General features: G+C 71.9%; 16 protein-coding genes and 1 pseudogene. 8 read left to right on the top strand and 9 right to left on the bottom strand.

From position 1 onward, the window contains the following. Positions 1-14: 14 nt before the first annotated feature. The 3 genes and pseudogenes from ABZ441_RS01760 to ABZ441_RS01750 form a co-directional block, all read right to left on the bottom strand. A complete protein-coding gene (locus ABZ441_RS01760; protein ID WP_358966836.1) occupies positions 15-1,943 on the bottom strand; it encodes a hypothetical protein in 1,929 nt (642 codons plus the stop codon). A gap of 305 nt (positions 1,944-2,248) precedes the next feature. Further along, positions 2,249-2,542 (bottom strand): annotated as a pseudogene (locus tag ABZ441_RS01755) (hypothetical protein); the annotation flags it as partial. A gap of 112 nt (positions 2,543-2,654) precedes the next feature. After that, positions 2,655-3,200: a carboxymuconolactone decarboxylase family protein gene (locus ABZ441_RS01750; protein ID WP_358966833.1), complete on the bottom strand. Its 546-nt coding sequence runs from the start codon at positions 3,198-3,200 to the stop codon at positions 2,655-2,657. Positions 3,201-3,269: 69 nt separating this feature from the next. Between ABZ441_RS01750 and ABZ441_RS01745 the strand changes: the two genes are divergently transcribed. Then, complete coding sequence (locus ABZ441_RS01745) at positions 3,270-3,752, top strand: MarR family transcriptional regulator (protein ID WP_358966830.1); 483 nt, start codon at positions 3,270-3,272, stop codon at positions 3,750-3,752. A gap of 49 nt (positions 3,753-3,801) precedes the next feature. On the opposite strand, the gene ABZ441_RS01740 is transcribed toward ABZ441_RS01745, so the two are convergent. The 4 genes from ABZ441_RS01740 to glnII all read right to left on the bottom strand — a co-directional run bounded on the left by ABZ441_RS01740 (position 3,802) and on the right by glnII (position 7,919). Then, entirely contained in the window at positions 3,802-4,449 is a 648-nt protein-coding gene (locus tag ABZ441_RS01740) for a response regulator transcription factor (protein WP_358966827.1), read from the bottom strand. Then, positions 4,434-5,699 carry a histidine kinase gene (locus tag ABZ441_RS01735; RefSeq protein WP_358966824.1) on the bottom strand — a complete coding sequence of 422 codons (1,266 nt, stop codon included), beginning with the start codon at positions 5,697-5,699 and terminating at the stop codon, positions 4,434-4,436. The genes ABZ441_RS01740 and ABZ441_RS01735 overlap by 16 nt, the downstream gene beginning before the upstream one ends. A gap of 179 nt (positions 5,700-5,878) precedes the next feature. Further along, complete coding sequence (locus ABZ441_RS01730) at positions 5,879-6,502, bottom strand: winged helix-turn-helix domain-containing protein (protein WP_358966821.1); 624 nt, start codon at positions 6,500-6,502, stop codon at positions 5,879-5,881. Between the two features lie 382 nt (positions 6,503-6,884). Then, positions 6,885-7,919, bottom strand: a complete 1,035-nt coding sequence (glnII, locus tag ABZ441_RS01725) for a glutamine synthetase (RefSeq protein WP_358966818.1) — start codon at positions 7,917-7,919, stop codon at positions 6,885-6,887. Between the two features lie 225 nt (positions 7,920-8,144). Between glnII and ABZ441_RS01720 the strand changes: the two genes are divergently transcribed. After that, the gene (locus ABZ441_RS01720; RefSeq protein ID WP_358966815.1) at positions 8,145-9,068 is read left to right on the top strand and encodes a Gfo/Idh/MocA family oxidoreductase; all 924 of its coding nucleotides are present in this window, start codon (positions 8,145-8,147) and stop codon (positions 9,066-9,068) included. Between the two features lie 136 nt (positions 9,069-9,204). Here ABZ441_RS01720 and ABZ441_RS01715 read toward each other — a convergent pair whose 3' ends face one another. Next, positions 9,205-9,564, bottom strand: coding sequence for an arsenate reductase family protein (locus ABZ441_RS01715; protein ID WP_358966812.1), 360 nt, complete (start codon positions 9,562-9,564; stop codon positions 9,205-9,207). Between the two features lie 119 nt (positions 9,565-9,683). Between ABZ441_RS01715 and ABZ441_RS01710 the strand changes: the two genes are divergently transcribed. From ABZ441_RS01710 to ABZ441_RS01690, 5 genes are all read left to right on the top strand, one after another. Then, complete coding sequence (locus ABZ441_RS01710) at positions 9,684-9,953, top strand: hypothetical protein (protein ID WP_358966809.1); 270 nt, start codon at positions 9,684-9,686, stop codon at positions 9,951-9,953. A gap of 195 nt (positions 9,954-10,148) precedes the next feature. Beyond that, complete coding sequence (locus ABZ441_RS01705) at positions 10,149-10,955, top strand: hypothetical protein (RefSeq protein ID WP_358966806.1); 807 nt, start codon at positions 10,149-10,151, stop codon at positions 10,953-10,955. A gap of 142 nt (positions 10,956-11,097) precedes the next feature. Next, the gene (locus ABZ441_RS01700) at positions 11,098-11,961 is read left to right on the top strand and encodes an arpA protein (protein WP_358966804.1); all 864 of its coding nucleotides are present in this window, start codon (positions 11,098-11,100) and stop codon (positions 11,959-11,961) included. Between the two features lie 58 nt (positions 11,962-12,019). After that, the gene (locus ABZ441_RS01695; RefSeq protein WP_358966801.1) at positions 12,020-12,826 is read left to right on the top strand and encodes a class I SAM-dependent methyltransferase; all 807 of its coding nucleotides are present in this window, start codon (positions 12,020-12,022) and stop codon (positions 12,824-12,826) included. A 37-nt stretch (positions 12,827-12,863) separates the two neighbouring features. Beyond that, positions 12,864-14,675, top strand: a complete 1,812-nt coding sequence (locus ABZ441_RS01690) for a choline/carnitine O-acyltransferase (protein ID WP_358966798.1) — start codon at positions 12,864-12,866, stop codon at positions 14,673-14,675. 87 nt (positions 14,676-14,762) lie between these two features. Here ABZ441_RS01690 and glnA read toward each other — a convergent pair whose 3' ends face one another. Continuing rightward, positions 14,763-16,172 (bottom strand): type I glutamate--ammonia ligase, encoded by a 1,410-nt coding sequence (gene glnA, locus ABZ441_RS01685; RefSeq protein ID WP_205019707.1) that lies wholly within the window; start codon positions 16,170-16,172, stop codon positions 14,763-14,765. Between the two features lie 221 nt (positions 16,173-16,393). On the opposite strand from glnA, the gene ABZ441_RS01680 reads away from it, so the two are divergent. Next, positions 16,394-16,861 carry an RDD family protein gene (locus ABZ441_RS01680; RefSeq protein WP_358966795.1) on the top strand — a complete coding sequence of 156 codons (468 nt, stop codon included), beginning with the start codon at positions 16,394-16,396 and terminating at the stop codon, positions 16,859-16,861. Positions 16,862-16,997 lie beyond the last annotated feature (136 nt).

The raw sequence follows: 16,997 nt of genomic DNA, 5'->3' as shown, positions 1-16,997 counted from the left end.
CCCCCGCCCCGTGCTCAGCGCAGTGTGCCCGCCCGGCCGCCGTCTCTCAGCAGCCCGTCGAGCCGGGGCCGGTCACCCTCCCTGGCCGGCAGCGCCAGCAGACGCCCGCTCGCCCGGCCCCTCACGCCTCCGGTCGCGGTCAGGGACACGAACTGGCTTGAACCGGCGGCCAGTACGTACCACCGACCGCCGTCCGACTTCCACAGCACACCCGCCAGCACGCGCGGTCTGCGTATCCCGCAGTCCGGCGAGTCCTCGGAACGGGCGGCGACCGCCCCCGGCGCCCCGGTGCCACCCGACAGTTCGGGCGGCGCCTGGAACTGTGCCAGCACCCTGCTGCCCGTACCCCGCCAGGTGTCCGCCCTGGTGCAGAACCACAGGGCGTCCCCCGCGCCCTCCGGCAGCCGCTGTCTCGCGTACGGCCAGGAGTTCACCGTCCGGACGCCGTTGGACCGCAGCGCGGGCAGGAGGCAGGCGGTGCGCGCCCAGCCCTCCCGCTCGGACCCGCCCGACACGTCGTGCGGAGACCGCGGCGCGCCGGAGGTGAGGCGCACGGGCGTGAGTTCACCGAGATCCGTCATCAGGCGGGCCGTGGCGCCGTCCCGCAGCTCGAGGGCCTGCCAGGAACGGCAGTCCGCCCGGCCCCCCGCTTCCGTCTCCGGCTCCGTCAGGGGGTCCGTCACCCCGTGCCTGTCGCGGGCCAACGGCCGGGCCGCCGCGCGCGGTGCGAGCAGGTCCCGTACACCGGCCTCCCGCACCCAGGGCGCGGTCAGATAGCGGATCCGGCCGGCGCGGCGCTGCACCACCAGCGCGCTCGCCGCCACCGCGTCCGCACCGTCCACCCGGGCGAAGTCCAGGGCGGCGCCCCTGGACGGGTGGGCGTTGCGAGGCTCCGCGTACCGCACGACGCGCAGGCCGTCGTGGAACAGGACCACGGCGGCCACGCCGGCCTCACCCGCGTACAGCAGTTGCGGCGGCCCCATCGGCGGCCCGTCGGGCGTCCCGGGCGTCGCCGACGTGGCCACCGCCGGTCCGGGCCGTGCCCACGCGGCGAGGGCACGGCCCAGCAGGCCGGTGTCACCGGCCCGGTCGCCGCGCGTGGGCCAGACGGTGAAGTCCCTCCGCGTGGAGCTCCGCCAGAGCCTGTCCGGCACCCGGCGCAACGCGGCCGGATCCAGTGCCCGCTGCGCCGTTTCATGGCGAGCGTAGAGCGGCGCGGAGGCGGCGCTCGGGCCGCCCAGGCCGTCCCCCGGCATCAGCAGCAGCGTCCCGCAGACCAGCAGTGCGCAGGCGCCGGCCAGCAGGGTACGCCCGCGCCGCCTGCGGCCCACCGGATCGGTCGGCCTGACCTGCAGCGAGCACGGGTCGAACTCCGGTGAGCACAACAGTGCGTGGGGCGCGCGGAGCACGCCGGCCTCCAGCAGCGCCGCCCGGGGGTCGACGACCCCCGCCGATTCGAGGACCCGGCACACCTCGGCGTCGTCCAGTCCTTCGAGCCCGCGCAGCACGTGCGCGGCCCGGCACGGCCCCGACACCCCGGCCAGGGCCTGCTCCAGGGCCAGCTCGTCCGCGCCGCAGGAATGCGGAAGCAGCCGGAGCCCCCACACCTGCGGCACCAGCGAAGGGAACTGCGCCCGGCGCGGCCGGGCGAACCGGAACAGTGGCAGCCCCGCCTCCAACGCGCCGCTCAGCACCCGCAGCCGCACGTACGCGTACGCGCCCCCCGGGTCCACCCGTCGCCCGCCGGCCAGAGCCCGCTGGGTCAGCCAGTGGGCCGACAGCACCCGGCGGTTGCGGCCGAGCGAGGGCGTCAGGACGAGGTACGCGATCCGCACGAGCCTGGCGTAGTGCTCGTCGGGGGGCGCGGCCTCGGCCCGCCCCCCGGCTGCCTGCTCCGCGAACGGGGGGCCGGCGGACGGCGGTACTGCTCGCAGTGGGGGCATGTTCAGCTGAACGAGCGAATGATGCGATGGTCACTCCGGCGTGCGCGCCACGGATGGCGGGTTGCGCGGTTTCCATGCGGGAGCCGGGAGCCGGGAGCCGGGAGCACCGCGCACGATGGCCCCATGGCCGAGCGGCTGGAATGGCGACGAGGACGGGCCCGCCGGACACCGGTGGCCGTGCCGGCTGCGGGACGGCCCTGAAGCCGGCCGGACAGCGCCCGCCGTCCTGCGCGAACGCCACATGGGTGCGGTGGTTGGCGCTGTCGGTGTTCCTGCGGTCCCAGCGGCTCCGGAAGGCGAAGGACGTCGCCGGCGCTTCGGTCGTCGGCGCGGAGCCCGCACCCCGCGAGCCCGTCCAAGCCCTGCGGCTGGTTGCCCGACACCCGGCCGACGGCGTTCTTGATCCGGTCGAGACTGGCCGCCCGGGTCGCTCGTAACGGGCCGAGTACGGCGTTCTCGGCGAGATCCGCGTCCCGGGCGATCCGCTCCTTCAGGTCCGCGAACTGCCGGTAGGCCTCGGTGATCTGCGTGTCCATCGCGGCCGGCTCGCGGTCCACCGCCGGCCGTGCCCGGGGCGGTTCCAGGACGCGGCCCGCCAGATGTCCACCGACTCCTCCGCTTCGAGGCTTCGAGTCAGAAGCGCGACGTCCCATACGCGACGGAGGCCAGGCCCGTTCAGCACGCCCAGGAATTCGTCCGGGCGCCGAGGGCTCAGGCGGGTACGGCGCCCACGGGCGCCCCGGTCATACGGTTGGCCAGCGTGGAGACCGTGTAGACGCCGATACCGAGAACCACCTCCAGGGCGTTGCGGGCGGTGTAGCCCAGGGACAGGAATTCCCGGAGCCGGTCGTCGCCGACCGCGCCGGCCGACTCCAGGACGGCGAGCGTGAACCCGCGTACGCCCTCCAGTCGTTCGTCCGGCAGCGGCCGCTCGTCCGGGGCCCGCAGCGCCGCGACGAGCTCCGGTGAGGCGCCCAGCGACCGGAGCCTCGGCGTGTGCATCTCCACGCAGACGTGGCACTCGTTGCGGGTGGCCATCGTCATGACGACGACCTCGCGCGACAGCGGGTCCAGGGTGCTCGACTCGAAGGTGGCGCTCGCCCGGAGGAAGCCGTCCAGCGTCTCCGGGGACGTGGCCATCCGGGCCACGGCCGATGGCAGCCGACCGCCTTGCTTCCTGGCCGTGGCCTCCATGGTGCGGCGGGCGGTGGGCGGCGCGGAGTCAAAGGTGTGATCGGGGAAGTACGTTGCGGACATGGCGGTCCCCTCGCGGTAAACTCGACAACGTGATTGTCGAAAAGGTAAACCAGGTTGTCGAGGTGCGCAATGGCTGAGGAGAGTAACGGCGCGGAGGAGGCGGGGTTCGAGCTGCCGCTGCTGCTGTTCGCGGGCTTCCGGTCGATCATCGACGCGATGCACCGCGACCTTGCCGCCCACGGACACCAGGACGTACGCCCGGCCTACGGCTTCGCACTCCAGGCCGTCGGGTGGGAGGGGGCGAGTGCCAGCGAGATCGGCCGGCGGCTGGGGGTGTCCAAGCAGGCGGCGGGGAAGACGGTCGACAAGCTGGAGGGTCTCGGATACGTGGAACGCGTCGACGACCCCGAGGACGGCCGGCGCAAGCTGGTCCGGCTCACCGCGCGAGGCGTCGACATGCTGGCCAGATCCGCCGAGGGCTTCGACCGGCTCCGCGCCGAATGGGTCGCGGAGCTGGGCGCCGAGCGGGTCGGGGCGATGGAGGCGGACCTCCGGAGGATGGCGCCCGCGGCCGCGTTCCGGCTGGACGCCGAACGCTGGTTCGCGGGCTGAGGGTCCCGGGCCGGGGGGCGCGCTCCCGGCCCGGGCCGCGGGCGGGCGTTCAGCCCCGGTCGAGGTAGGCGAGGACCGCGAGCACGCGGCGGTTGTCGTCGTCCGACACGGGCAGGCCGAGCTTGCTGAAGATGTTCGAGGTGTGCTTGGCCACCGCCCGCTCCGTGACCACCATCTGCGCGGCGATCGCCCCGTTCGAACGGCCCTGCGCCATCAGCTCCATGACCTCGCGCTCCCGGGGCGTCAGCGCACCCATCGGCTCGTCCACCGACCGCCGCGACAGCAGCTGCGAGATGACCTGCGGATCCATCGCCGTGCCGCCCGCCGCCACCCGGCGCACCGCGTCGATGAACTGGTCGGCGTCGAACACCCGGTCCTTCAGCAGGTAGCCGATGCCGCCGTTGCCGTCGGCCAGCAGCTCCCGGGCGTACAGCTGCTCCACGTGCTGCGACAGGACCAGCACCGGCAGCCCCGGCCGGTCGCGGCGGGCGGCGAGCGCGCACTGCAGGCCCTCGTCCGTGTGCGACGGCGGGAGCCGGACGTCGACGACGGCGACGTCCGGCTTCAACTCCGACAGGGCCTTCGTCAGTTCGGGCCCGCTCTCGACTGCCGCCGCGATCTCGAAATCGTAGGCCTCCAGCATCCGCACGAGGCCGTCACGGAGCAGGAAGAGATCTTCGGCTAGGACAACGCGCAAGGGATCTCCATGGTCACCATGGTGGGGCCGCCCGCAGGACTGCTGACGGCCAGTACGCCGTCGAATGTACCCAGCCGGCGTTCGATTCCGCTGAGCCCCGAGCCCGCGCCGATCGCCGCGCCGCCCTTGCCGTTGTCCGTGACCGAGATCCGCAGCATGCGCTCGCTGTGGTGGACGTCCACCCACACACGGTCCGCGCCCGCGTGCTTCACCGTGTTCGTCAGCGCCTCACTGACGGCGAAGTACGCCGCCGACTCGACCGGGGCCTCGGCGCGGCCGGAGAGCTCCACGGTCACCTCCGAGGGGACCGGCAGCCGAAGGGCCAGTGCCTTCACCGCGTCGCCGAGACCGCGTTCGGCGAGCACCGGCGGGTGGATGCCCCGTACGAGATCACGCAGTTCGGTCAGTGCCTCAGCGGAGGAGGTACGCGCCATCGCCAGCATCTTCTTCGCCTGCGCAGGATCCTTCTCGATGAGCGCCTCGATGGTGCCGAGGTTCATGCCCATCGCCACCAGCCGGGCCTGCGCCCCGTCGTGCAGATCCCTTTCGATGCGCCGCAGTTCGGAGGCGGCCGTGTCCACAGCCTCGTGCCGGGTCTCGGTGAGCCGGTCGATGCGCTGCGCGAGTTCCTCCGGGGCGGGCGCCAGCGCCGACCGGGCGAGCACGAAGTGCAGGCGCAGCAGGGGCCGGCTCACCCGCACACCCACATGGAAGAGGACGACTCCGAGGGCCGCCGCGGCCAGCCCCGTCAGCTGGCTGTCGACCGGCACGAACGCGTACCAGTACGTGTTGTCCTCGAACACCCGCCACAGCCCCGCCGCCAGGACGAGCCCTTCCACCGGATACACCAGCAGCCCCCAGCAGAAGGCCAGCAGCACGTAGCCCGCGGTCATGTCGAGCAGCAGCCACCGCAGGTCCCGCCAGGTCGCCGGGTCCTTCAGGATGTGCGTGGTGCGCTCGATCTGCCCGGTGAAGCCGTCGCCCACGCCCTTCGGGAGCGGCCGGTAGGGGACCGGGATGCGGATGTCCGACCACTGGGCCGCGAGCAGTCGGCGCCGGTTCGCGTGATTGCGCACCGCCTCCGTGAGCCACGGTGTCGTGACCAGGCCCGTGCCCAGCGGGATGAGGGTGAAGGAGAGCAGCCACAGGATGAAGAGGGTGGCCGAGCCTGCGAGGGCCTCGAAGGAGAGGACGAACGCCCGCCCACCGCTCCGCAGCGCGGTCCGTACCCGGCTCTCGGCCGAACTCATGATGGTGACTCCCCTCACCGGGCCCCACGTGGATCCCGTTCGGCACCCAGTCTCTCCCGCGCACGAGGGCCGTGGTCAGCCGTTCCACCACCCGACGGGGGTGTACCTGGCACCACCCCCCCGGGCAACGCCGGCAGGCCCCGGATCCGGACCCGGGGCCTCCTGTGCGCGGTGCGCGATCAGGGCGCGTACTTGTAGCCCACGCGCCGCACGGTCTGGATCGACCGGCGGTGCTCGGCGCCCAGCTTGCGGCGGAGCCGGGCCACATGGACGTCGACGGTGCGCCCGTCGCCCACATGCCCGTACCCCCAGACCGTCGTCACCAGCTGATCGCGGGTGTGCACCCGGTGTGGGTGCGCCACCAGGTGCGCCAGGAGCTCGAATTCGAGGTAGGTGAGGTCGAGGGTGACACCGTCCACGGCGGCGGTGCGCCGGGTGGAGTCGATCCGCACGGGACCGCTCGCCGGGGCGTCGGCCAGGGGCTCAGGCACGAACGCGCGGTGCTGGCCGGACGCCACCGCCCCCGCCGGCTGCTGGTCGGCGGGCACGAGGACCAGGTAACCGACCATCGGCGGGTGGCCCGGCAGGGCGGGCAGCGTGTGCGGGGGTGCGGGAAGCCATGTGGCGCCCGGCGGCAGGAAGCCGGCCACGTCCGTGAGCGCGACGACCTCGTCACGGTCGACGGCACGCAGCCGGTGGCGGTTGGGGGACAGGGTGTTGCGGGCGGTGGTGGTGGCCGCAGCGGACACCGCGGTCGCCGCGGTGGCGGAGGTCGCGGTGGAGAAGGAACGGGTGTTCGCCATGAGAGGTCAGCTCTTTCGCGCGAGGAGTCGTCGAGGACGTACGTCGTACGCGCGGGCCGAAGGCCGGGGTGAGGCGGCTTTAGAGGGCCTGCGCGTTCCACGCGCGGCGACACACCCGGTCGAAGTCATGATGCTGACGGGAGGGCCAGAACGGCTCGAGGTCGCTGCGACCCGACGCGGTGTACTGGTAGCTGGCCATGTCCCTATTGAAGCAGAGTTCGACGCCGCGCAGCAGGGTCCTCTCACCCGTCGATACGGACCACCGCCCCAGGTTCCTCACGGTCCCCTCCCGCACCTGCCCCTGGGGCGCCCGCCGGGTACGCAGAAGGGGCGCCCGGATACGGACGCCCCTTCGGCGAGGCCGGTACGAGCCGGCCGCTGATCAGACCTGGCCGGCCTTCTCCAGCGCGGCGCAGCAGGTGTCGACGATCAGCCGCGTGACCACGTACGGGTCGACGTTGGCGTTCGGGCGACGGTCCTCGATGTAGCCCTTGCGGTCCTGCTCCACCTGCCACGGGATGCGGACCGAGGCGCCGCGGTCGGAGACCCCGTAGCTGTACTCGTTCCACGGGGCGGTCTCGTGCAGACCGGTCAGGCGCTCGTCGATGCCCGCGCCGTAGTGCTTGACGTGGTCCATCGGCTTCGAGCCCTCGCCGAGGGACTCGCACGCGGTGATGATCGCCTCGTAACCCTCGCGCATCGCCTTGGTGGAGAAGTTGGTGTGCGCGCCCGCGCCGTTCCAGTCGCCCTTGACCGGCTTCGGGTCCAGGGTCGCGGAGACGTTGAAGTCCTCGGCGGTGCGGTAGAGCAGCCAGCGGGCGATCCACAGGTGGTCGGAGACCTCCAGCGGCGAGACCGGGCCGACCTGGAACTCCCACTGGCCGGGCATGACCTCGGCGTTGATGCCGGAGATGGCGAGGCCCGCCTCGAGGCAGTTGTCCAGGTGCTTCTCGACGATGTCACGGCCGAAGATCTCGTCGGAGCCCACACCGCAGTAGTAGCCGCCCTGCGCGGCGGGGAAGCCGCCCTCGGGGAAGCCGAGCGGACGGTGCCCGTCGAAGAACGTGTACTCCTGCTCGATGCCGAAGATCGGCTCCTGGCCCGCGAACTGCCCGGCGACCGGGCGCAGCGAGGCACGGGTGTTGGACTCGTGCGGAGTCATGTCGATGTTGAAGACCTCGCACAGGACGAGGATGTCGTCACCGCCGCGGATCGGGTCCGGACACGCGAAGACCGGCTTCAGGACCCGGTCGGACGCGTGACCCTCGGCCTGGTTGGTGCTCGAACCGTCGAAGCCCCAGATGGGCAGATCCGCCGCACGCTGCGAGGGGCTGCCGGCCATGATCTTCGTCTTGGAGCGAAGCTTGGCGGTCGGCTCGGTGCCGTCGATCCAGATGTACTCAGCCTTGAAGGTCACGGACGCCATCCTTTGCGGGTGCTGCGGTCTATGGTGCGCAGCTTCGCAAGACGCGATTTCCCGACCGTTGCCCGGATGTGAACCCGGTGTTACCGAGGTTTCCCGAGGATGTCGCACGGCAGGCCCCCGCCGCTCCGGGGCGTCTCACCCTGCGGCGCACCGGATACGTTCCGGCCCGGCCCGCGCCCGGCCCGGCGACGGTGACGGTCCGGGCAGACTGGTGGCATGACCACACACCCCGCCCCCGCCGCGCCGCTGCGGGTCGGCCTCGTCGGCGCCGGCCCCTGGGCCCGCCTCACCCACGCCCCCGCCCTCGCCGCTCACCCCGGCGTCGTACTGAGCGGCGTGTGGGGCCGTCGTCCCGAAGCCGCGCGGGCACTCGCCGCCGCCCACGACACCGACGCCTGGACGGGGGAGGAGGGCATCGACGCCCTTCTGGCCGGGAGCGACGCGGTGGCGTTCGCCGTACCGCCGGACGTCCAGGCACCCCTGGCGGTGCGAGCCGCGGAAGCCGGATGCCACCTCCTGCTGGACAAGCCGGTCGCCACCACGGTGGCGGCGGCGCGCGAGGTCGCCGACGCGGCCGAGAGGGCCCGGGTCGCCTCCGTGGTCTTCTGCACCCTCCGGTTCGCCGAGGGCAGGGCCGGGTGGATCGCCGAGCAGGCCGCCGCGGGCGGCTGGTTCACGGCACGTGCGCTGTGGATGGGCGCCCTCTTCGCCCCGGGAACGGACAACGAGTTCGCCGCCTCGGCCTGGCGCCGTGAGAAGGGCGGCCTGTGGGACGTGGGCCCGCACGCGCTCTCGGTGCTGATCCCGGTGCTCGGCGACGTGACGGAGGTGGTGGCGGCGCGCGGCCCCGCCGACACCGCACAACTGCTGCTGCGTCACACCTCCGGCGCGTCGAGCACGGTGACGCTCGCCCTGGACGCACCGGCGGGTGCCGTCGGCACCGAGGTCGAGTTCCGGGGCGAGCGGGGAGTCTCCGCCCTGCCGGAGGGAGGCGGTGACGCGCTCGGCGCGTTCCGGGCGGCCGTGGACGCGCTTTCCGAGGCCGCGCGCACGGGGGTGGCGCACCCCTGCGACGTACGGTTCGGACTGCGGCTCACGGAGGTGCTCGCGCGGGCCGAGGCCGAGCTCGGGCGGGCCTGACCCGCACGTAGCCACGCCGAGCAGCCCCTGAACAGCCGGAGGGGTGTCGACGACCGGAGCAGGGAGAGGAGGGGGCCCCAGTCGGCGGAAGAGCCCCGACGGCAGGGCACGGCCCGGTCAGAGCCCGCCCCGCGCCTCAGCGCCCCAGCGCGTCCCGTACGGCCTCGTCCGACCTCGCCACCACCGCCGAACCGTCCTGCGCGGTGATGATCGGCCGCTGGATCAGCTTCGGGTGCTCCGCCAGCGCCGTGATCCACCGCTCGCGCGAAGCGGCGTCCTTCGGCCAGCCCCTGACCCCGAGTTCCCCGGCCTCCGACTCCTGGGTGCGGGTGATGTCCCACGGCTCCAGCCCGAGACGGTCGAGCACGGCCCGGATCTCCGCGGGGGCCGGCACGTCCTCCAGGTAACGGCGGACGGTGTATTCGGCGCCCTCGGCGTCGAGCAGACTCACCGCGCTGCGGCACTTGGAACAGGCGGGATTGATCCAGATCTCCATGGGGCCCAGGGTACGGGAGGGAACCTCGAAATAGCCTCTGGCCAGGGGTGATTGTCAGTGGTGGGCAGTAGAATAGGGGGAGTTCGTGAGGGTTCCACCACCGTGCCAGGAGGTTGCCGATGGCCGTTGCCACAGTCACGACCGAGCCGCTCCACAAGCCGCTGCGGAAGAAGCCGCTCCCCGCGGGCCGGCCCCGCGAGTGGTACGTCTCCCACAACCGCCGCCTGAAGGCCATGCGCCTGGCGATCGCCCTGCTCGACACCGGCGTGTACCAGCCGTCGAGCGCCGACAACCGCCGTATCCGTGCGACGGCGGACCGCCTCGCCATCCACCCGCCGTCCGACACCACCTGCCGCCTGGTCCGCGCCCTGATCCGTCACGGCCGCTGACACGACCGCCCGTGCTCCCGGTGAAACCCGGGGGCACGGGTACGGCCTCTCCGCCCCGCCCGGTCGCCCCGCCCGGGGGCCTCCGTCCGGAGGATGTTCGCTTGTAGCACCCGGCGCCGGTTTCCCTCCGGCCGGGTCCGCCACCGCACGGCCCTCCCGCCCAGGGTGTCGGCGACGCCTGCGAGACTGCACGCCATGTCTCTCGCCGACCTGACCCTCGCCCGCTGGCGCGCCCTGGACACCGCCGCCGCCGGGCGTCACGCCGAGGAAGCCGCCCGGCGGGCGGGCGGCCGCCTCCTGCGGTTGGACACCACCGCGTACCCCGGCGGTGTCGGCCACACCGCGGTCATCGAGCGGAACGGTGAGCTGTACGCCCTGGTCCCCGGGGGCGAGGTGGTCGTCGGCTTCGACGTCGACGCCTGGCAGCCTCTGCCCGAGCAGCTCGTCTCCTACCGTGAGGAGAGCCTCGCGGGCGGTTTCGGCTTCGAGACGGACCCGCGCGCGCATCTCGCGCGGGTGATGACCCCGCCGCGCACGGTGGTCCTGCCCGCCGTGCTGATGGCGGTGGAGCCCAGGAAGCTCCCCGAAGCCCCGGCGCTCGTACCGGAGTTGCTCGCAGGGGACGGCCTGCGCCTGCCCCGCCCCGACGAGTGGGAGCACGCCTGCGGAGCCGGCGCCCGCACGCTGTTCCGCTGGGGCGACGCCTTCCCGGCCGACGTGTCCCCCTACGGCGGCGGAAAGGGCCCCCACCAGCTGCCGACCGCCTTCGGACTGCACCTCGGTTTCGACGTCTACGACAGCGCCGAGATGACCTCGGACCCGGGCTCCGTATACGGCGGTGACGGGGGAGAGGCGGCCTGCGGCGGCTACGGCACGCTGCTCGAATGGCTGCCGCTGGCCACCGCCAACCGCAATCCCTCCACCGCCGAGTTCCTCGAAGGCCCCGAGGGGGAGGACATGTTCGAGGACTTCAACGTGCGTCCCGTCATCGACCTGGACTGACCGGACGCGGCCGGAAACGGCCCTGACCACCGCCCCAGCGGTCCGGAAGTGTGACGAGTCACAGACAACGCAGCGGCGCTGTGGGAACTTCAACTCTGTTACTCGTCAGTTGAGTTACCGACGTGCGCGTGGAGAGGGTCGTATGAGCACTCTGCAAGCCATCACGCTCGACCAGGTGGTCGACACTGACCGCTACCCCTTGTCGGACCCCGAAAGCGCCGACGTCCGGTCGGTGGTGGCACGTGCGAGACACGAACTCGCCACGGTCGGCTGCACCGTACTGCCGGACTTCGTCCGCCCGTCGCTCCACGAGACGCTGCGTGAGGAGTGCGCCGCCCTCGCGCCCCAGGCGTACTACGACGTCGAGACGGTCAACGTCTACAACATCCCCGTGGACGCGGACCTCCCCCAGAACCACCCCGGCCGCCGCACCCTCCAGCGCGGCAACGCGTTCGTCGCACGCGACCGCATCCCCCAGGGGGCCCTCATCGCCCGGCTCTACGGGCACACGATGTTCCAGCGGCTCGTCGCCGAGTGCTTCGGACTGCCGCAGCTGCACGAGCTCGCCGACCCGCTGTCCGGGCTCGTGCTCAACGTCGTACGGCCCGGCATGGAACACCCCTGGCACTTCGACACCAACGAGTACACCGTCAGCATGCTCACCCAGCAGGCACAGGCGGGCGGCGAGTTCGAGTACTGCCCGAACATCAGGTCCGCCGAGGACGAGCGTTTCGACGACGTCCGCGACGTACTGGACGGCAGGACCCGGGGCGACCGGCTGCCACTGAGGCCGGGCGACCTCCAGCTGTTCAAGGGCCGCTACTCGCTGCACCGCGTCAGCCCCGTCCAGGGCGATGTCGCACGCCACTCCGCGATCTTCGCCTACAGCGAGCGCCCCGGTGTCATCGGGAGCGTGGCACGGACACGGCAGCTCTTCGGCCGTGTCCTGCCCGAACACCTGGCAGCCGAGGGACGGGCCGTGCGGAGCGACCGGCTGCTGGACTGACGACGGCCACGCGCAGACAGATCCCGCACCGCACGCCACCCACCAAGGAGCAGCCCCCTTGCGTCACGACGCGTCCGGAAAAGTCTCGCTGGACCACATCTACACCGCGCCCGACCCGCGTACGTACTTCCAGGTGCTCCGCCCGCTCGGCTACCGCGTCCCCCAACTGGCCAAGCCCTACTTCGAGAAACTCATCAAGGAGTACCGGGAGACCGAACAGGTCCCGGTCCCGCGCGTGCTGGACATCGGCTGCTCCTACGGGATCAACGCCGCCCTGCTGAAGTACGACCTCACCATGGACGAGCTGTACGCGCGCTACGACGGCACCGGCCCCGCCTCCCGTGCCGGACTGCTGGCACGCGACCAGGACCTCTCCCGCTCCCGCAGCCCCGCGCACGGGCTCCGCTTCACCGGCCTGGACGCCTCCACCGGCGCCCTGGCCTACGCGCACGAAGCCGGATTCCTCGACGACACCGTCAACGCCGACCTGGAGTCGGACGACCCCACCCCCGCGCAGCGGGACCTGCTCGCCGGGACGGACCTGGTCGTCTCCACGGGATGCATCGGCTACGTCACCGAACGCACCCTCACGCGCGTCGTCCGCGCGCAGGACGGCCGCCTCCCCTGGATGGCGCACTTCGTGCTGCGGATGTTCCCCTTCGAGCCCGTCGAGGCCGCCCTGGACGAGCTGGGCTACCGGACGGTCCGGGTCGACGAGGTCTTCAAGCAGCGGCGGTTCGCGGGCCCACAGGAACAGCGGGGCGTCCTGGACAGCCTGGCCGCAGCCGGTGTGGACGCGTGCGGCCTCGAGGAGGACGGCTGGCTCTACGCTCAGCTCCATCTCTCCAGGCCGCAGCACAGGTAGCCCCCTCCCATCCCCACTCACCGAGAAGAGAGCCGCATTGAACGTCAGTCAGGAAGCAGCAGCCGAAGCGACCTTCGCCCGTGAAGGCGGCCTCCCGCGCGTGCCGCTGCCCACGCTGGAAGCGAGCTGCGAGAGGTTCCTCGCCTGGTGCGCGCCGCTGCTGAACGCCGAGGAGCTGGCGGCGACGGAGGCCGAGGTCGCCGCCTTCCTGCGGCCCGGCGGCCCCGGCCGGACCCTGCACACGGCGCTGGAGGAGTACGACGCGACGGAGGGCGTGCACAGCTGGCTCGACACCTTCTGGCCGTACCGCTACCTCGGCCGCCGGGACCGCATCGCGCTCAACGCCAACTTCTTCTTCCTGTTCCAGGACACCGGCCAGGGACAGCTCGACCGGGCGGCCGGCCTCGTCGCGGGCGCGCTGCACTACAAGCGACAGCTCGACGAGGGGCTGATCGCGCCGGTCGAGCAGCGCGGCGTACCCCAGTCGATGGTGCAGAACACGTACCTCTTCTCCACGACCCGCATTCCCGGTGTGCCGCTGGACACCGTGCGCGCCCCGTACAGCGAGCAGGCGCCCGGACCGTCCACGGCCCGGCACATCGTGGTGTTCTTCCGGGGCACCATGTTCCGGCTCGACGTGATCGGCCCGGACGGTGTCCCGCACAGTCTCGACGAGATCGAGGCCGGGCTGCGCGCCGTCACCAAGGCCGACGTCCACACGGCGGAGGAGGACCGGGCGGGACACCTCACCACCATGGCGAGGGCGGAGTGGGCAGCAGCCCGGGCGGCCCTCGTCGACGGCCACCCCGCCAACGCCCGGACCCTGGACGACATCGAGACCGCCCTCTTCTGCGTCTGCCTGGAGGACTTCGCACCCGGCGACACCCAGGCCGCCTGCGACGAACTGCTCCACGGGGACCGCGGCAACCGCTGGTTCGACAAGGCCGTCTCCTTCGTGGTCTACGCCGACGGCCGGGCCGGCATCAACGTCGAGCACTGCGAGCTGGACGGGACGACCGTCCTCAGCTTCACCGACGCCCTGCTCGGCACCCCGCCCGACGAGCACTCCCTCCGGTCCGGGGCGCGTACCCAGGGCGTGCCGGTGCCGCACCCCCTGGCCTTCGGCCTGGACGCGTCCCTCCGGGCGCAGGTGCGCTCCGCCGCCGAGGCCTTCGCCGCGTACGGGAACGACACCGCCACCCGCACCGTGTCGTTCGGCGATTTCGGCAGCTCGGCGGCCAAGGCGCTCGGAGTGTCCCCGGACGCCTTCGTCCAGGCCGCCTACCAGCTGGCCCACCAGCGGGCCAAGGGCCACCTGGGCGCCACCTACGAGTCCATCGCCACCCGCCAGTACCGCTACGGACGTACCGAGGCGATGCGCGTCATCACCCCCGAGATGCCCGCCTTCGTCGCGGCGATGGACGATCCCGCCGCCGACCGCGACACCCGCCGCGCCGCCTTCCGGGCCGCCGCGTCCGCCCACGTGACCCGCGCGAAGGAATGCCAGACGGGTGAGGCCCCCGAGCAGCACCTCTGGGAGCTGGAGCTCATCCAGCGCCGCCGCGGCCCCGAGCTCGGCATCACCGAACAGCCCGCCCTCTACCGCTCCCCGGGCTGGCTCACCATGCGGGACGACTACCTGAGCACCAGCTCGGCCCCGTCCGAGAACATCCAGTACTTCGGCTTCGGCTCGACGAGCAGCAAGTGCATCGGCGTCGCCTACGTCCTGCTGCCGGACCGCTTCAACCTCTACCTGAGCACCCCGCGCACGGTCGCGGACCAGATGCACGCCTTCGCGGAACACCTCCGCGAGGCGGTCGCCGAACTGCGCGCACTGCTGGCGGACTGACCGGGACCGGCCCGCAGCCCCGGGCACGCCGAAGGCCGACGCCCCACACGGGACGGCGGCCTTCGGCGTGCTGTGGGCTCGTGATCCCTAGAGGTCGAAGTACAGCTCGAACTCGTGCGGGTGCGGGCGCAGCTGGATCGGGGCGATCTCGTGGGTGCGCTTGTAGTCGATCCACGTCTCGATCAGGTCGGGCGTGAAGACGCCGCCGGCCTGGAGGTACTCGTGGTCGGCCTCGAGCGCGTCGAGGACCGCCGGGAGCGAGGTCGGGACCTGCTGGACGCCCGCGTGCTCCTCGGGAGCCAGCTCGTAGAGGTCCTTGTCGATCGGCTCCGGCGGCTCGATCTTGTTCTTGACGCCGTCCAGGCCGGCCATCAGCAGGGCCGAGAACGCCAGGTACGGGTTCGAGGACGGGTCGGGGGCGCGGAACTCGACGCGCTTGGCCTTCGGGTTGGAGCCCGTGATCGGGATACGCATCGCGGCGGAGCGGTTGCGCTGCGAGTACACCATGTTGACCGGGGCCTCGAAGCCCGGGACCAGGCGGTGGTAGGAGTTCACCGTCGGGTTGGTGAACGCCAGCAGCGACGGGGCGTGCTTCAGGATGCCGCCGATGTAGTAGCGCGCCATGTCCGAGAGGCCCGCGTAGCCCTGCTCGTCGTAGAACAGCGGGGAGCCGCCGGACCACAGGGACTGGTGGACGTGCATGCCCGAACCGTTGTCACCGAAGATGGGCTTCGGCATGAAGGTCGCGGTCTTGCCGTTGCGCCACGCGACGTTCTTCACGATGTACTTGAAGAGCATCAGGTCGTCGGCCGCGGCGAGCAGCGTGTTGAACTTGTAGTTGATCTCGGCCTGGCCGGCCGTGCCGACCTCGTGGTGCTGGCGCTCGACCTGGAGGCCGTTCTTGTCCAGCTCCATGGAGATCTCGGCACGCAGGTCGGCGAAGTGGTCGACCGGCGGGGTCGGGAAGTAGCCGCCCTTGTAGCGGACCTTGTAACCCCGGTTGTTCTCGACCGCACCGGTGTTCCAGGCGCCGGCCTCGGAGTCGATGTGGTAGAAGCTCTCGTTCGCCGACGTCTGGAAGCGGACGTTGTCGAAGACGTAGAACTCGGCCTCGGGACCGAAGTACGCCGTGTCGGCGATGCCGGTCGAGGCGAGGTAGGCCTCGGCCTTCTTGGCCACGTTCCGCGGGTCACGGCTGTACTGCTCGCCGGTGATCGGGTCGTGGATGAAGAAGTTGACGTTCACCGTCTTGTCACGGCGGAACGGGTCGACACGGGCCGTGGACAGGTCCGCGCGGAGCGCCATGTCCGACTCGTGGATGGCCTGGAAGCCGCGGATCGACGAGCCGTCGAAAGCCAGTTCCTCGGCCGGGTCGAAGGTCGCTGCCGGGATCGTGAAGTGCTGCATCACACCCGGCAGGTCGCAGAACCGGACGTCGACGAACTTGACGTCGTTGTCGGCGATGTACTTCTGGACTTCGTCGGCGTTCTGGAACATCCAACTCCTCCTACTCCCGACCCGGGAAAGGGCGGGGTTGCAGCTCGTCTGTGTGGCCAGTGCGGTGGCACACGCTGGACCGACCATAGGCAGACGGCATTTCTCCAGCATGACCCATTTGTTTCGCACAAGTTAACCAGCCCGGTTGCGGGCGGCACCTCAGCGACGTGTTCCGTGCCCCGCCCGGCCAGGTGCAAACGTGGGCGCAGTACCGTGGACGGGTGGACAACAGGCAAGCAATCGGATCGTGGCTCTCGGGGCCGCGCGCGGCCGCCGAGCAGATGGGCGCCGACTTCGGTTACCGGGGCGAACGCCTCGGTCTGCCCCAGGAGGGCCCGGGGTCCGTCGCCCCGCTCGGCCGGCGCTTCGGGGCACTCTTCATCGACTGGGCCGTGTGCATGGTCATCGCATACGGGCTGCTCGCTCGCGGTGACCAGCAGGCGGCCGGCAACTGGGCGCTCGCCGTCTTCCTCGTCATGAGCCTCCTGACGGTCACCACCGTGGGTTCCACCCCGGGCAAGCGGATCCTGGGCCTGCGGGTCATCGCCGAGGACGGCGGACGGCTCGGCGTCGTGCGGGTCGTCCTGCGGAGCGTGCTCCTCCTCCTGGTGATCCCGGCCCTCGTCTGGGACCGCGACAGCCGCGGCCTCCACGACCGACTGCCACGCGCCGTCCAGGTCCGTATCTGAGGCCACGACCCACAGACGGCGGACACGAGCAGAGGAGCGGCCCCGGACGAGTACACCGTCCGGGCACGGCAGGCGGTCTCCTCGGCACTGACCTGGCTCGGGCAGCACACCGTCGCCGCCGAGGCCGGATTCGTCC

Origin of the sequence: Streptomyces sp. NPDC005752, from assembly GCF_040630715.1 — a bacterium.
Taxonomy (GTDB): Bacteria; Actinomycetota; Actinomycetes; order Streptomycetales; family Streptomycetaceae; genus Streptomyces.
This window is presented reverse-complemented; position numbering and strand designations above follow the sequence as displayed.

Bases quoted from the DNA above. Each gene is read 5' to 3' on its own strand.
- ABZ441_RS01760 (WP_358966836.1), bottom strand. From the start codon at position 1,943: ATGCCCCCACTGCGAGCAGTACCGCCGTCCGCCGGCCCCCCGTTCGCG.
- ABZ441_RS01750 (WP_358966833.1), bottom strand. From the start codon at position 3,200: ATGTCCGCAACGTACTTCCCCGATCACACCTTTGACTCCGCGCCGCCC.
- ABZ441_RS01745 (WP_358966830.1), top strand. From the start codon at position 3,270: ATGGCTGAGGAGAGTAACGGCGCGGAGGAGGCGGGGTTCGAGCTGCCG.
- ABZ441_RS01735 (WP_358966824.1), bottom strand. From the start codon at position 5,699: ATGAGTTCGGCCGAGAGCCGGGTACGGACCGCGCTGCGGAGCGGTGGG.
- ABZ441_RS01730 (WP_358966821.1), bottom strand. From the start codon at position 6,502: ATGGCGAACACCCGTTCCTTCTCCACCGCGACCTCCGCCACCGCGGCG.
- ABZ441_RS01720 (WP_358966815.1), top strand. From the start codon at position 8,145: ATGACCACACACCCCGCCCCCGCCGCGCCGCTGCGGGTCGGCCTCGTC.
- ABZ441_RS01715 (WP_358966812.1), bottom strand. From the start codon at position 9,564: ATGGAGATCTGGATCAATCCCGCCTGTTCCAAGTGCCGCAGCGCGGTG.
- ABZ441_RS01710 (WP_358966809.1), top strand. From the start codon at position 9,684: ATGGCCGTTGCCACAGTCACGACCGAGCCGCTCCACAAGCCGCTGCGG.
- ABZ441_RS01705 (WP_358966806.1), top strand. From the start codon at position 10,149: ATGTCTCTCGCCGACCTGACCCTCGCCCGCTGGCGCGCCCTGGACACC.
- ABZ441_RS01700 (WP_358966804.1), top strand. From the start codon at position 11,098: ATGAGCACTCTGCAAGCCATCACGCTCGACCAGGTGGTCGACACTGAC.
- glnA (WP_205019707.1), bottom strand. From the start codon at position 16,172: ATGTTCCAGAACGCCGACGAAGTCCAGAAGTACATCGCCGACAACGAC.